The organism is Micrococcus luteus NCTC 2665 (assembly GCF_000023205.1).
GTDB lineage: Bacteria > Actinomycetota > Actinomycetes > Actinomycetales > Micrococcaceae > Micrococcus > Micrococcus luteus.
Genome location: NC_012803.1, coordinates 1,423,507 through 1,437,229, shown reverse-complemented (window position 1 = coordinate 1,437,229; position 13,723 = coordinate 1,423,507). Strand labels below are relative to the sequence as shown.

The following is a 13,723-nucleotide window of genomic DNA, read 5'->3' as shown; positions in this document are numbered from 1 at the left end:
ATCAGTCCGCGGACACGGCCACGGCGTCGTCCTCGGCGGGCGGGGCCGAGACGAGGTCGGGGGAGGCGCCGGCGCCGACGGCCTCGATGCGCTGGTCCATGGGCACGCCCGAGCCGTCCCGGCGCCCGTATTCGACCGGCAGCGCGCGGGCCACGCCGGCCCGGGAGGCGGCGAGCGCGGGCGCGGCGCCGATCCAGCCGAGCACGAGGCCGCTCTCGCCCTTGAGCAGCCGGTGGGCGCGCACGCCGCCGGTGCCGCGGCCCTTGGCCGGATACTCCCCGAGCGGCGTGACCTTGACGGAGCCCGGGGCCGAGCCGAGCACGTCCGCCTCGCCGTCCGTCACGGTCACCACGACGGCGGGCCGCGGGTGGGCCGCGGCGTCCGCACCGGTCTCGGTGAGGGAGGCGGCGGGGGCCACCCCGAACGCGAGCACCGTGTCCCCGGCGGCCAGCCGGATGCCCGCGACACCGCCGCCGGCCGGGCCCTGGGGGCGCACGGCGGAGGCGGCGTAGCGCAGCAGCTGGCCCGTGCGGGTGAGGAAGACGAGCTGGTCGGCCTCGTCCGGGGCGGGGGCGGCCCCGACCACCGCGTCGCCGTCCTTCAGGGCGACGGCGTCGACGACCTGGCGGTTCAGGGGCCATTCCGGCCGGACGCGCTTGACGACCCCGTGGGCGGTGCCCAGTGCCATGACGGTGTCCAGGGGGACCAGGGCCACGAGCGTCTCGCCCTTGGCCAGGGGCACCAGCTCCGCGGCGGGGAGGGCCGCGGTCATCGCGGGGGCCGCGGACGGCTCGCCGGCCACCGGCAGGTCGACCGCCTGGAGGCGGTGCAGCGCGCCGGCGGAGGTGAGGGCCCCGATCTCGCCGCGGGCCGTCGTCGGGACCACGGAGGCGAAGGCGTCGTGTTTGCGGCGCCGGCCCTGCGGGGCGATCGGCGTGCGGTCCGCGGTGCGCAGCAGGCGTCCGGAGGTGGAGAGCAGGGCCCAGCACGCCGTGTCCGGGACCATCAGGTCCACCCCGGCCTCCGCGGCGCCGGCGGGGGTCGGCCCGGACGGCGCGGGCCCGGCGGCGGGGGCCGCGGCGGTCTCGGCCTCGAGCAGGACCGTGCGGCGGTCGTCGCCGTGTTCGTCGGCCACGGCCTGCAGCTCGGCCGAGACCACCTCGCGCAGCCGCGCGTCGGAGGCGAGGATCGCCTCGAGCTCGGCGATCGCGGCCTGCAGCTCATCGCGCTCGGCCTGCAGCTCGATGCGGGAGAACTTCGTCAGCTGGCGCAGCCGCAGCTCCAGGATGTGATCGGCCTGCACCTGGGTGAGGTCGAAGACGCCCATGAGGCGGGTGCGCGCGGCCGCGGTGTCGTCCGAGGAACGGATGATCTCGATGACCTCGTCGATGTCCACGAGCGCCAGCAGCAGGCCCTCGACGAGGTGGAGGCGGTCGCGGTGCTTGCCGAGGCGGTGCCCGGTGCGGCGCCGCACCACGTCCAGACGGTGGTCCACGTAGACCCGCAGCAGGGGCAGCAGGCCCAGGGTCTGCGGCTGCCCGTCGACGAGCGCGACGTTGTTGATCCCGAACGTCTCCTCGAGCGGGGTGTGCCGGTACAGGGCGGCCAGCACGGCCTGGGGGTTGAACCCGGACTTGAGCTCGATCTGCAGGCGCAGCCCGTTCTTGCGGTCCGTCAGGTCCACGACGTCGGCGATGCCGCTGAGCTTCTTCGCGTCGACGCCGGCCTTGATCCGCTCGATGACCTTCTCGGGGCCCACGCCGTACGGCAGCTCGGTGACGACCAGGCCGGTGCGACGCGCGGAGACCTGCTCCACGGCGACGGCGGCCCGCATGCGGAACGTGCCGCGGCCGGTCGCGTAGGCGTCGCGGACGCCGTCGAGCCCCACGATCCGGCCGCCCGAGGGGAGGTCGGGGCCGGGGATGTGGGCCATGATCGCCTCGAGGCCCGCCTCGGGGTCCGCGAGCAGGTGGCGCGCGCCCGCCACGACCTCGCGCAGGTTGTGCGGGGCCATGTTCGTGGCCATGCCGACGGCGATGCCGGTGGTGCCGTTGACGAGCAGGTTGGGGTAGGCGGCGGGCAGCACGGCCGGCTGCTGGAACTGGTTGTCGTAGTTGGGGACGAAGTCCACGGTGCCCTCGTCGAGGTCCGCGGTGAGCGCCAGGGCCGCCGGCGCCATGCGGGCCTCCGTGTAGCGCGGGGCCGCGGGGCCGTCGTCGAGCGAGCCGAAGTTGCCGTGCCCGTCCACCACGGGCAGGCGCAGGGAGAACGGCTGGGCGAGGCGGACCATCGCGTCGTAGATCGCGGCGTCGCCGTGGGGGTGCAGCTTGCCCATCACCTCGCCCACCACGCGGGCGGACTTCACGTGGCCCCGGTCCGGGCGCAGGCCCATGCGGGACATCATGAAGAGGATGCGCCGCTGCACCGGCTTGAGGCCGTCGCGGGCGTCCGGCAGGGCGCGCGAGTAGATCACCGAGTAGGCGTACTCGAGGAAGGACGCCTCCATCTCCTCGGAGACGTCGACGTCGACGATGTTCTCCTGCTCCAGCGGCAGCGGGCGCGGGGCGTCCTGCTCGGCGGGGCGGGAACGGGATGAACGGGCCATCATGGTGGTCGGGGAGTCCTCACGGCGTCGGGGATTGTCTAAGGTGATCCTATGGGTGAGACCGAAGCCGTCCGCGGATATCCCTCCCACTGGGAGGCCGATGTGGTGCTCCGTGACGGCGCCACGGCCCACCTGCGGCCCATCTCGCCCGAGGACGCCGCCGAGCTGCAGCGCATGCACGCCGGGCAGTCCGAGAACTCCATCTACCTGCGCTACTTCACGTACAAGTCCGAGCTGAGCGCCAAGGACCTGGACCGGTTCACCCACGTGGACCACCGGGACCGGGTGGCGTTCGTGATCACCCGCGGCGGCCGCCTGCTCGGCGTGGGCCGCTACGACCGCTACGGGGACTCCGACGCCGCGGAGGTCGCCTTCAACATCTCCGACGCAGCGCAGGGCCGTGGGCTGGGCTCCATCCTCATGGAGCACCTGGCCGTCGCCGCCCGCGAGAACGGCATCCGCCGCTTCACCGCCGAGGTCCTGCCCGAGAACCGCAAGATGCTCTCCGTGTTCCAGGAGTCCGGCTTCGAGGTGACCCGCCGGTTCGAGGACGGCGTCGTGGCCGTCGAGTTCCCCATCGACCCCACCGCCCGGTGGCGCGCCGTCGTCGAGTCCCGCGAGCACCGGGCCGAGTCCCGCAGCGTCGCCGAGCTGGTCGAGCCCGCCTCGGTGGCCGTCGTCGGCGCCTCCCGCGATCCGCAGGCCGTGGGCTCGCTCGTGCTGCGCCACGTCCTCGAGGCGGGCTTCACGGGTGCCGTCCATGCCGTGAACCGCGCCGCCGAGGACGTCCAGGGCCTCACCGCCCACCGCTCCCTGGCCGACATCGGCGAGCCGGTCGACCTCGTCGTCGTCGCCGTGCCCGCCGACGAGGTCGAGGCCCTCATCCCCGAGGCCGCCGCGGCCGGGGCCCAGGGGCTCGTCGTCCTCACCTCGGGCTACGCCGACGCCGGCGCCGAGGGACTCGAGGCCCAGCGCCGCCTGGTCTCCCTCGCCCGCGCCCACGGCATGCGCGTGATCGGCCCGGCCTCCGCCGGGCTGGTCCGCACCGACCCCGCGATCCGCCTCAACGCCTCCCCGTCCCCGGGCCTGGCCCAGCGCGGCCCCGTCGGCCTGTTCAGCCAGTCCGGCGCCGTCGGCGCCATGGTCTCCGCCGGCGTCAAGCGCCGCGGGGTGGGGATCTCCACCTCGATCAGCGCCGGCAACCGTGCGGACGTCTCGGGCAACGACGCCATGCAGTTCTTCGAGGCGGATCCCCACACCGCCGCCGTCGGCGTGTACCTCGAGTCGTTCGGCAACCCGCGCAAGTTCTCCCGCATCGCCCGACGGCTCTCCCGCACCAAGCCCGTCGTGGTGGTCCGCTCCGACGTCACCGGGCGCTTCCTGCCCCCGGGCCACGAGACCCGCACCACCCAGGCCCCCGAGGGCACCGTGGACTCGATGCTCGACCAGACCGGCGTGCTCGAGGCCCACACGCACGAGGCCATGCTCGACATCCTCATGGCCGTGGCCAGCCAGCCGCTGCCCACGGGCCACCGCGTCGTCCTCGTGGCCGACTCGCTCGCCCTGGAGCGGCTGGGCCGCGACGCCGCGGCCGAGGCCGGGCTCGAGGTCACGGCCACCGTCGGCCTCGTCGGCAGCGAGCAGGGCATCGCCCCGCCCGCCGAGACGCTGGTCTCCGCCGTCCGGGACGCCGTCCGCTACGAGCAGGCCGACGCCGTCGTGGTGCTGGCCCGCCTCGGCCTGCACCAGGCCGACGACGAGCCGGAGCGGCTGGCCCACGCCCTCGCCGACGCGACCCGGGACGCCCGCATCCCCGTGCTCGGCTGCCTGACCGACGTCGTCTCCCCGCGCTACCGCGGCGCCACGCTCGGCGCCGCCGGGCCCGTCGACGACGACGCCGAGCCCGGCTCCCTGCAGCCCGGCCTGCCCTTCTACCCGTCGCCGCAGCAGGCCATGACCGTGCTCGGCGCTCTCGCGGACTACGTCCACTGGCGCCGCCAGGAGGTCGGCGAGCCGCTCGAGCCGACCGGCGTGCACCCGCACGAGGCCGAGGAGCTCGTGGAGGCGGCCGCCGCGCGCGCCAAGGGCACCGAACTCGTCCGGCTCTCCGACGAGGAGACCGAGACGCTGCTGGGCCACTACGGGATCACCGTGCTGCCCTCGGCCCGGTTCGAGACCGCCGACGAGGCCGTGGCGGCCGCCGAGCGGCTCGGATTCCCCGTGGCACTCAAGGCCGTGGACCCCCACCTGCGGCACCGACTCGACCTGGGCGGCGTCCGCCTGAACGTGGTGGACGCCGACTCCCTGCGCCGCAACGTCGAGCACATGCGCCGTCTGCTCGCGCCGTTCGGCGTGCGCGAGCTCGAGGTCCAGGCCATGGCCCCCGCCGGGCAGGCCTGCATGCTCACGGCGCTCGAGGACCCGCTGCTGGGCCCCGTGGTCTCCTTCGGCATCGCCGGCGACGCCACGGACCTGCTGCGGGACTGGGTGCACCGCGTGCCCCCGCTCACGGACCGGGACGTGGCCCGCATGGTCCGCGCCCCCCGCGCCGCCGTGAAGCTGCGCGGCACCGGCGGGGTGCCCCCCGTCGACCTCGCCGCGCTCGAGGACCTCGTGGGCCGCGTCAGCGTCCTCAAGGACGACCTGCCACAGGTCGCCCGCCTGCGCTTCGCGCCCGTGCTGGCCGCCCCCGAAGGCGTGACGGTGCTGCAGGCCGAGGTGCACGTCGCCAACGCGGCCCGCCGCACCGACTCGGCCCGGCGCGCGCTGCGCGGCCGCTGACCGGGCTGCCACAGCGGGCCCGGACGGCCCGGCACCGGACCCGTAGCATGGGGGACATGAGCCCGTTCCGCAGGAGTCACGAGCCCGGCCGTCCCGACCACCGCCCCGGCGCCCCCGAGGCCGAGGGCCGGCAGCGCGAGGCCCGCACCCTGGACGGCAGCGGCGGCCTCGACGCCTCGCTCGTCCGCGCCGGCTTCTACCCGGACCTCGTGGCGCACGCCATCGCCGTCGAGCTCGAGGGCCGCACCCCGGACGCGCACCTCGTCCACGTGGACACGCACTTCGACTACGAGGAGATCCACCGGCACATCACGGCTCTCGTGCTCGCCGGGGACACCCTGCTGGCAGTCCACCTCGACGACCACGCCGCCGACCCGGCCGGCCAGGCGGTCCTCGCCCAGGTCTCCACCGAGATGGTCCCGGTCCGCGCCCTCGGCTCCGTGGTCCTGACCACGGGCCACGCCGACCCCGCCCGCTTCCGGCCGTCCGACCCCGTGGCCGAGATGACCCTCGGGCTGATGTGGGCCGGGGGCCAGCGCCTGGACCTGCAGCCCGCCGGCTGCGCCGACCCCCAGTGCGACCTCGACCACGGCTACACCGGCACCGCCACCCGCGAGGATCTCGTGATCCGCGTCGCCGCCGACGCCGACGGGCAGGGGGCCGTCGACGGCGCCCTGGCCTTCGCCCGAGCCCTGCGCCGCGCCCACCTGGCGGCCACCACGTGACGGGGCCCGCCCTGCCCGCCGGCGTGGTCCCCTCCCACCGTGCCCTGCGCTCCGTCCTGACCTCCGCCGCAGCCGCCCTCGGCGTCCCGGGCTGGGAGAACGCGCTCGCGGTCCCGGAGGGCCGCCGCGTGGTCGTGGCCCTGGTGGACGGCCTCGGACGGTCCCTGCTGAAGCGCTTCGGCGGCCACGCCCCCACGCTGCGCTCCGCGATGGCCGACGGCGGCCGCGTCCTCGAGGTGGCCGTGCCCACCACCACGGCCGCCTCCCTCACGAGCCTGGGCACCGGGCTGGACGTGGGGGAGCACGGTGTGGCCGGCTACGACGTGCTCGACCCGGACCGAGGCGTGGTGATCAACCAGCTGGGCGGCTGGGACGAGGCCACCGACCCGGTGGGGTGGCAGCCGAAGCCCACCGTGTTCGAGCGCGCCGCCGCGGCCGGCGTGGACGCCGTCACGGTCTCGCTGCCCGCCTTCGAGCGTTCGGCCCTGACACGGGCGGGGCTGCGTGGCGGCCGGTTCGTGGCCGGCCGGACCCTGATCGCCCGCACCCAGGCCGCCGAGCGCGTGCTGAAGGACGCCCGCGTGCCCACGCTCGTCTACGTCTACGTCAACGAGCTGGACAAGGCCGGCCACCGGGACGGCGTGGGCTCGGACCGGTGGCTGCACGCCCTCGAGGAGATCGACGCGGCGGTGCGGCGACTGGTGGACCGGGTGCCCGCCGGGACGGTGGTGCTCGCCACCGGCGACCACGGCATGGTCGACGTGCCGCCCTCGCGCCGCGTGGACTACGCCGCCCTGGACGACGCCGGGGAGCTCGCCGACCCCGCGCTGCTCGAGGGGATCGCGCACACTGCGGGGGAGCCCCGCCTCGTGCAGCTGCACTTCCGGTCCGACGCGGGTCCGGACGTGCGCGAGAGGGTGCGGCGCGCCTGGGCCGAGCGCTACGGGGCGCACGCATGGGTGCTCACGCGGGACGAGGCCGTCGACGCCGGCTGGTTCGGCGCCGTCGTCGAGGACCGGGTCCGTGCCCGCATCGGGGATCTGCTCGTCGCCGTCCACGGGGATCTGGCCCTCTACGACGGCCGGCGGGTGCCCCCGCACGCCTTCGAGATGGTGGGCCAGCACGGCGCGCCCACGCGCGCCGAGCGGGAGGTCCCGCTGCTCACCTGGCACCGTTGAGCCCGCCCCGGGGCCGGGGTCAGTCGCCCTTGCGCCCGAAGACGATCTCGTCCCAGCTGGGCACAGACGCGCGGCGTGCGGCCGAACGGGCCCGGGGGCGCGGCGTGACGGTCGGCATGGCCGGGCGCGCGCCACGCTCGCGGCGCGCGGGCTCCGCCCCCTCGTCCTCGACACCCGCGTCCTCGACGACTGAGGCAGTGTCCTCGGCGGGGTCGGTCTCGGCGTCCGGTTCCGGCTCGTCGACGCCCGGGACGTCGTCGGCGGTCGTCAGGGCACCCTCGGCGTCGACCGGCGCGAGCCGCTCGGGCGCCTGGGCGGCCTCTCGCTGACTCCGGTCCTGGTGCTCGCGGGCGATCAGGTGGGCGAGCGCGTCGTCCGACTCCAGGTCCGCGCCCACGCGCTGACCCCGGCGCACCCGCAGGATCTCCAGCAGGTCGGCGTCGCGGTCGGCGGCCGGCGAGTGCGCGCCCGCGGGGGTCACGGCGTCCTCGGTGTCGGCGTCGTCCGTCGCGGGTTCGGCCGCGGGGGCGCGGGGGACCAGGTCCCAGGCCTCCGCCTCGGACAGGGCGCGGGCCCAGGCGTTCTCGGGTTCGAGGTGGCGTCCGGCCGGGCGGAACGTCCAGAGCGCCGGCGGCTCCTCGCGGGTGGGCAGACCAGCCGCACCGGCCACGGCGAACCGGGCGGCCACGGTCCAGCCGGCCTGCTCCTCGCGCCACGCGTCCCACTCGAGGCTCGCCTCGTCCACGCCCAGCTCGGCGAGCCGGTGCGCGGCGAGCTCGCCGAGCGTCGTGGGGCCGCCGTCCTGGACGAGGTCCGAGTAGAGGTCGGGCCCGCCGACCCAGACCTCGACGGCGCGGGCCTGCCGGGCGATCCAGTCGCGCTCGGCCAAGACGGGGTGACCGTAGGTGCGGATGCGCGAGAAGGCGTTCCCACTCTCCCGGGCCACCTGCTCCACGGAGGCGCCCGCACGGATGCGCTGCTGGATCTCCCGGGGGGTGAGGGGCACGGCCTCCTGGGTCGCGGCGGCCTTGACGGACTCCTGGTCGGTCAGCGGCGCCGGGGTCGGGCCGTCTGCGGTCTCGTCGTCGGCCGCGGGCTGCGGGTCGATGCGCGGGGTGAGCGCGAGGTCCTCGTCCGGACGGGCCGGGCCGGAGGGCACGTCGGGAGCCCGCTCGCCCTCCTCCGCGGCATCGTCGGCGTGCGTCGTCGCGTCCACCGGTCCCTCGGCGTCCTCCTCGGCGACGTCCATCTCGGTCATGTCGTGCCAGGCCGCGGGGCCGTCCTCGGACCGTCGCACGGCCTCGGGCGCACCACCCTCGAGAACCAGCCGGCGCAGATAGGGGGAGAGAGCGAGCGTGTGCTCCTCACCCTCGGGCCCCGACAGGCGCAGCGCGTCGCCGTCCTCGGTGGGTCCGGTCAGTCGCAGCTCTGCCATGGCGGTGGTCCCTCCGACGTCGTGTTCTGGTCACCGGGCGTGCGGACGCCCGGCCGGGCATGCCCCGATCCTAGCCGCCGGGCCGCAGACCACGGCCCGGGCGAGGGACGAGCGGCCGCGGGAATCCGCCCTGGGCGAGCACGCCCGTCAACATTTGGCACGGGTTCGGCCATGGTGCACAATCTACGCGCAACGGCGCAGGCCGGTGATGCGTGGCCCGTCCACGACGCCGTCCGCGCAGTGCCGGCACCGGTCCCGGTGCCGTCCCCCACCAGCGGAGCGTGAAACCCCATGGCCACTGACTACGACGCCCCTCGCAAGAACGAGGAAGAGCTGAGCCAGAACTCCATCGAGGAGCTGAAGGCACGGCGCACGGACACCCAGTCCGCCGTCGTGGACGAGGACGAGGCGGAGGCCGCCGAGGAGTTCGAACTGCCTGGCGCCGACCTCTCGGGTGAGGAGCTGATGGTGCGGGTGCTGCCCGCCCAGTCGGATGAGTTCACCTGCGCCTCCTGCTTCCTGGTCCGCCATCGCTCGCAGGCCGCGCGTGAGAAGAACGGCCTGATCTACTGCACCGACTGCGAGGGCTGAGCCCCCGCCGCCGGGGCGGTCAGCGGTCCTCGGCCGCCCCCTCCTGCCGGGCCATGGCCCCGCCGAGGGCCGCGACCAGCTCCTCCGGACGCCGGGTGCTGGTCAGCCAGTAGGGCGTGCGGTCGCGCTCGTCGGTCAGCTGGATCCGCACGACGGGCGCGATCCAGCCGCGCAGGTTCACGAAGGCCAGCCCGTGCAGCAGCGGGCCGCGCTGGGCCCGGGCGTCCTCGCCGCGATACCCCGTGACCTGACCGACGTGGTGCCTTTCGATGCTGGCGCGGCCCACCTGGAGGGTGCGTTCGCGCACCACGATGCGCGGGGTGGTGGCCACCAGGAGCAGGGCCTCGACGGCGAAGAACACGACGGCGGCGGCGATGCCCAGCCCGAGGTCGATCGGCGCGAACACGAGGATCGTCAACGCCGCCAGCATGAGCGCCACGGCCCAGACCCCCGGGGAGGGCGTCAACCGCTCCTCGAACAGGACCGGATCGGGTCCCGCCGCAGCGCCCTCGGGGGCGCGGCGGGAGGCATCGGCGACGGGGTGCTGCTGGGGATCACGCATGGGTCCCAGCTTCCCACATCCGGACTCCGGTCCCGCCGCGCGGCACCGGCGAGGGCGCCCGCCCGACCGCCTCGACGCGGCCCCGGGCCGACGGGTGCTCGTGTAGGGTCGGGCCTCGTGACCGACTCCGCCGAGCTGCCCGTGCCCCTGCACGCCCTCGATCCGGGCCTGGCCCCGCCCGCCTACGCGCAGCCGGGCGACGCGGGCGCGGACCTGCGCACCGCCGTCGACGTGACCCTGGCCCCGGGCGAGCGCGCCCTGGTGCCGACCGGCGTGGCGTTGGCCATCCCGGAAGGCCACGCGGGGTTCGTGCACCCCCGCTCGGGTCTCGCGGTCCGTCGCGGCCTGACCATCGTCAACGCCCCGGGCACCATCGACGCCGGCTACCGCGGCGAGATCAAGGTGCCCCTGATCAACCTGGACCCGACCGAGCCGATCGTGCTGCGCCGCGGCGACCGGATCGCCCAGCTCGTGCTGCAGCCGGTCGTGCGCGCCCGCTTCGAGCCCGTGGACGTGCTGCCCGACTCCGAGCGCGGGGCCGGCGGCTTCGGCTCGACCGGCGGCTTCACCGCCGACACCACCCCTGGGAGGACGTCGTGATCTTCGGACGCAACCGCACCGTGCGCCACGAGCAGGTCAGCCTGCCGGACGAGCTGCTGGAGGAGCGCGACCTCGAGATCGCCGCCGCGCCGGCAACCGCCGACGTCGGTCCGCACGACGTCGCCACCCGCCCGGATCCCGCCGGCATGATCGACCTGGGGTCGCTGCGCCTGAGGGCCGTCCAGGGCATGAAGCTGCGCCTCGACGTCGAGGACGCGACGAAGCGGATCGTCGCCGCCACCATCAGCCTCGGACGCTCGGCCCTGCAGGTCCAGGCGTTCAGCGCCCCCCGTCGCACGGGTCTGTGGGACGACCTGCGCGCCGAGCTGCACGACTCCCTGTCGACCACGGCCCACGCGACCGTGCAGGAGCAGACCGGCCGTTTCGGCGTCGAGATCCTCACGCGCGTGCCGGCGGCGCTGCCGGACGGCTCGCCGGGGTGGAACGTCGCCCGGTTCGTGGGCGTGGACGGACCGCGCTGGTTCGTCCGCGGCGTGTTCCACGGCGAGGCCGCCTTCCAGCCGGAGGCCGCCGAGCCGCTGGAACAGGTGTTCTCCGACCTGGTCGTGGTGCGGGGCGACGAGCCGCTCCCGCCGCGCGAGCTGCTGCCCCTGCGTCCGCCGCCCAACGCGCGCCCGCTGCAGCGTCGTCGCCCGGCCCCGGACGAGGGCCGGGACGTGCTCGCGGGCGCCGCCGCCGGCCCGGGGGACGGCGCGGCACCGGAGGCCACCGGGCTGCCCGAGCGCGGTCCGGAGACCACGGAGATCCGGTGAGTCCCGCCGTCGCCCCCCGCCCGGTCGGGCCCGCGGGCCGCATCGAGCGCCGCGGCGTCATCGCCTCCGTCACGCTGCCCGGTGCGGACGAGGCGACCGTCTTCCGCGCGTCCCTGGCCGACCGCCTGCCCGCACCCGGGAGCATGGCGCCCGCCGAGACGCTGCAGCTGGTCTGGCACGGGCGGCGCCGCGTGCCCGGCGTCATGCCGGGGGAGTGGCTGACGGTCCGCGGCCGCGTCACCCAGATGGACGGCGTGCCCACCCTGCACAACCCCGAGTTCGACCTGGTCGACGCGCCCGGCGCCACGCTCTGAGCACGGCCCCGAGAGGAGAGCCCATGACCGAGCCGCACGGCCCCGCCACCGCCGCCCCGGACGGCGCCGGCCCCCTGCCGTCTCGAGCCCGTCTGGACGAGCGCGGCCGCCTCGACGCGCTGGGCAGCGTCGGTGGCTGGCGCGGCATCGTCGAGGCCTCCCTGCCCACCCTCGTCTACATGGTCGGCTACGTCGCCACCCAGCAGGTGTGGCCCTCCGGCGTGGCGGCCGTCGTGGTCGCACTCGTGCTGGGCGTCGCGCGCCTCGTCCAGCGCCAGTCGCCGGTCCAGGTGCTGGCCGGCCTCGCCGTCGTCGTCCTGTCCGTCGTGGTCTCCCTGACCACCGGCCAGGCCCGCGACTACTACCTGTGGGGCTTCGTCACCAACGCCGCCTATGGCCTCGCGTTCGCGGTGTCCGCCCTCGTGGGCTGGCCCGCGGCGGGCCTGGTGCTCGGCCTCGTGCGCGCCGAGGGAACCCGCTGGCGGGCCCACCGGCGTCGGCGCCGCGCCTACGCCGCGGCCACCTGGATCCTCGTGGCCGTGTTCGCGCTGCGCCTGGCGGTGCAGGTGCCCCTCTACCTCGGGGACGCCGTTACCGCGCTCGGGGTGGCCCGCCTGGTGATGGGCCTGCCGCTCTATGCCCTGGGGCTCTGGCTCGCCTGGTCCGTCAGCTCGCCCGGTCAGGACGACGGCGTGCCGGCGGACTCCGCCGCCTCCGAACGCCCCTGAACGCGGCCCTCGCCGACGAGGAGGCGACGCAGGGCCGGCTCGGCGGAGCTGGCGGCCAGGAAGAAGAGCTCGTCGCCCACCTCCAGGACCTCGTCCGCCGACGCCTGCCTGGGGGCGCCGTCGCGCACGACCGCCACGAGCGGAGCCTCCTGCGGCCAGGACACGGTGCCGATGCGCCGGCCCTCGAGCCAGTGCTCTGCCGGAACCCGGAACTCGGACAGCGCCGCGCCGCCGGCCTCCAGCCTGAGCAGACGCACGAGGTCCCCGGTCTCGACGGCCTCCTCCACGAGCGCCGTCATGATCGAGGGGGTGGACACGGCCACGTCCACACCCCACGACTCGTCGAAGAGCCAGTCGTTGAGCGGGTTGTTGACGCGGGCCACGGTGCGGCCGACGCCGAACTCCGAGCGGCTCAGCAGGGAACACACGAGGTTGACCCGGTCGTCACCGGTCGCCGCGACGAGCACGTCCGCCTCCAGGGCGCCGCACTGCTCGAGCACGGTCAGGTCGCACGCATCCCCGAGGACGAGGCGCGCGCCGCCGACGTCGGCCTTGCGGGCCGCGTCCGTGCGCGCCTCGACGACGACCACCTCGTGGCCGTGCGCGTGCAGCTCCCGCGCGATGGAGGCGCCCACGGCGCCCGCTCCGGCGATAACAGCCCTCATGCCCGTCCCTCCTCGTCCTCGTCCGCGCCGTCCGGCACGCGTGCCTCGCCCTGCAGGGCGGCCTCCACCCGGTCCCGGCGGTCCACCGGGTAGACGGCGTGCAGCACGTCGCCCTCCTGCAGGCGGTCGCCCGGCCGGGGCAGCTGGCCGTCGCCGAGCCGGGTGAGGTAGGCGATGCGCATCCCCACCGTGGACTCGACGTCGCTCAGCCGGCGGCCCCACCACGAGGAGTGGGGGACCAGCTCGGTCACGAGCAGCCGGCCGGAGGCGTCGCGGTGCTCCGCGGCGGCGGTGCCGGCCGGCAGCAGCCGGTGCAGCACCTGGTCGGCCGTCCACTGGATCGAGGCGACCGTGGGGATGCCCAGGCGCTGGTACAGCCGGGCCCGGTCGGCGTCGTAGATGCGCGCCACCACGTGGTCCACGTGGAAGGTCTCGCGGGCCACGCGGGCGGCGATGATGTTCGTGTTGTCGTCCGCGGTCACGGCCGCCAGACCCTGCGCGCGGTCGATGCCGGCGGCGCGCAGCGCGGAGCGGTCGAAGCCCACGCCGGCCACGAGCTCGCCGGAGAAGCCGGGGGCCAGCCCCTCCACGGTCCGCGGGTCGCGGTCCACGAGGGCGACGCCGTGACCGGCCGCGTCCAGCGCGGCCGCCAGCCGGGTGCCCACCCGTCCGCCGCCGACGATCACGTAGTGGGCCATGCCCGTCCCTGCCTCTCGTGCGGTGCTCCGTGCGCCGGGGAGCCGACGCGGGCTCCATCCTCGCATCC

Annotated in this window: 13 protein-coding genes; 8 read left to right on the top strand and 5 right to left on the bottom strand. The window is 75.8% G+C overall.

Going from position 1 to position 13,723, the window contains the following annotated elements:
* Position 1: 1 nt before the first annotated feature.
* Positions 2-2,608 (bottom strand): DNA gyrase/topoisomerase IV subunit A, encoded by a 2,607-nt coding sequence (locus MLUT_RS18105; protein WP_010078541.1) that lies wholly within the window; start codon positions 2,606-2,608, stop codon positions 2-4.
* A 48-nt stretch (positions 2,609-2,656) separates the two neighbouring features.
* Here MLUT_RS18105 and MLUT_RS18100 point away from each other — a divergent pair, with 48 nt between their 5' ends.
* From MLUT_RS18100 to MLUT_RS18090, 3 genes are read left to right on the top strand one after another with little or no spacing between them, the layout of a single operon-like run.
* On the top strand, positions 2,657-5,386 hold the full coding sequence (locus MLUT_RS18100) for a bifunctional acetate--CoA ligase family protein/GNAT family N-acetyltransferase (RefSeq protein ID WP_010078542.1): 2,730 nt from the start codon (positions 2,657-2,659) through the stop codon (positions 5,384-5,386).
* 56 nt (positions 5,387-5,442) lie between these two features.
* Positions 5,443-6,111, top strand: a complete 669-nt coding sequence (locus tag MLUT_RS18095) for a DUF5998 family protein (protein WP_010078543.1) — start codon at positions 5,443-5,445, stop codon at positions 6,109-6,111.
* Entirely contained in the window at positions 6,108-7,289 is a 1,182-nt protein-coding gene (locus tag MLUT_RS18090; protein WP_012750909.1) for an alkaline phosphatase family protein, read from the top strand. Before MLUT_RS18095 ends, MLUT_RS18090 begins: the two co-directional genes overlap by 4 nt.
* A 19-nt stretch (positions 7,290-7,308) precedes the next feature.
* Here the strand turns inward: MLUT_RS18090 and sepH are convergent, their stop codons facing one another.
* Positions 7,309-8,724 carry a septation protein SepH gene (gene sepH / locus MLUT_RS18085; RefSeq protein WP_010078546.1) on the bottom strand — a complete coding sequence of 472 codons (1,416 nt, stop codon included), beginning with the start codon at positions 8,722-8,724 and terminating at the stop codon, positions 7,309-7,311.
* Between the two features lie 291 nt (positions 8,725-9,015).
* On the opposite strand from sepH, the gene MLUT_RS18080 reads away from it, so the two are divergent.
* Positions 9,016-9,315 (top strand): DUF4193 domain-containing protein, encoded by a 300-nt coding sequence (locus MLUT_RS18080; RefSeq protein WP_012750908.1) that lies wholly within the window; start codon positions 9,016-9,018, stop codon positions 9,313-9,315.
* A 19-nt stretch (positions 9,316-9,334) separates the two neighbouring features.
* Here MLUT_RS18080 and MLUT_RS18075 read toward each other — a convergent pair whose 3' ends face one another.
* On the bottom strand, positions 9,335-9,877 hold the full coding sequence (locus MLUT_RS18075; RefSeq protein ID WP_010078548.1) for a DUF3093 domain-containing protein: 543 nt from the start codon (positions 9,875-9,877) through the stop codon (positions 9,335-9,337).
* A gap of 117 nt (positions 9,878-9,994) precedes the next feature.
* Here MLUT_RS18075 and dut point away from each other — a divergent pair, with 117 nt between their 5' ends.
* The 4 genes from dut to MLUT_RS18055 are packed head-to-tail and all read left to right on the top strand — an operon-like array spanning position 9,995 to position 12,292.
* Entirely contained in the window at positions 9,995-10,477 is a 483-nt protein-coding gene (dut, locus tag MLUT_RS18070) for a dUTP diphosphatase (RefSeq protein ID WP_010078549.1), read from the top strand.
* Positions 10,474-11,250: a DUF3710 domain-containing protein gene (locus tag MLUT_RS18065; protein WP_010078550.1), complete on the top strand. Its 777-nt coding sequence runs from the start codon at positions 10,474-10,476 to the stop codon at positions 11,248-11,250. The genes dut and MLUT_RS18065 overlap by 4 nt, the downstream gene beginning before the upstream one ends.
* Positions 11,247-11,564, top strand: a complete 318-nt coding sequence (locus MLUT_RS18060; protein ID WP_010078551.1) for a single stranded DNA-binding domain-containing protein — start codon at positions 11,247-11,249, stop codon at positions 11,562-11,564. The genes MLUT_RS18065 and MLUT_RS18060 overlap by 4 nt, the downstream gene beginning before the upstream one ends.
* Before the next feature lie 23 nt (positions 11,565-11,587).
* The gene (locus MLUT_RS18055; RefSeq protein ID WP_010078552.1) at positions 11,588-12,292 is read left to right on the top strand and encodes a DUF3159 domain-containing protein; all 705 of its coding nucleotides are present in this window, start codon (positions 11,588-11,590) and stop codon (positions 12,290-12,292) included.
* On the opposite strand, the gene MLUT_RS18050 is transcribed toward MLUT_RS18055, so the two are convergent.
* Together MLUT_RS18050 and MLUT_RS18045 are read right to left on the bottom strand one after the other, a co-directional pair.
* Positions 12,244-12,957 carry a potassium channel family protein gene (locus MLUT_RS18050; protein WP_041779781.1) on the bottom strand — a complete coding sequence of 238 codons (714 nt, stop codon included), beginning with the start codon at positions 12,955-12,957 and terminating at the stop codon, positions 12,244-12,246. The genes MLUT_RS18055 and MLUT_RS18050 overlap by 49 nt on opposite strands.
* The gene (locus tag MLUT_RS18045; protein WP_010078554.1) at positions 12,954-13,655 is read right to left on the bottom strand and encodes a potassium channel family protein; all 702 of its coding nucleotides are present in this window, start codon (positions 13,653-13,655) and stop codon (positions 12,954-12,956) included. The genes MLUT_RS18050 and MLUT_RS18045 overlap by 4 nt, the downstream gene beginning before the upstream one ends.
* Between the last annotated feature and the right edge of the window lie 68 nt (positions 13,656-13,723).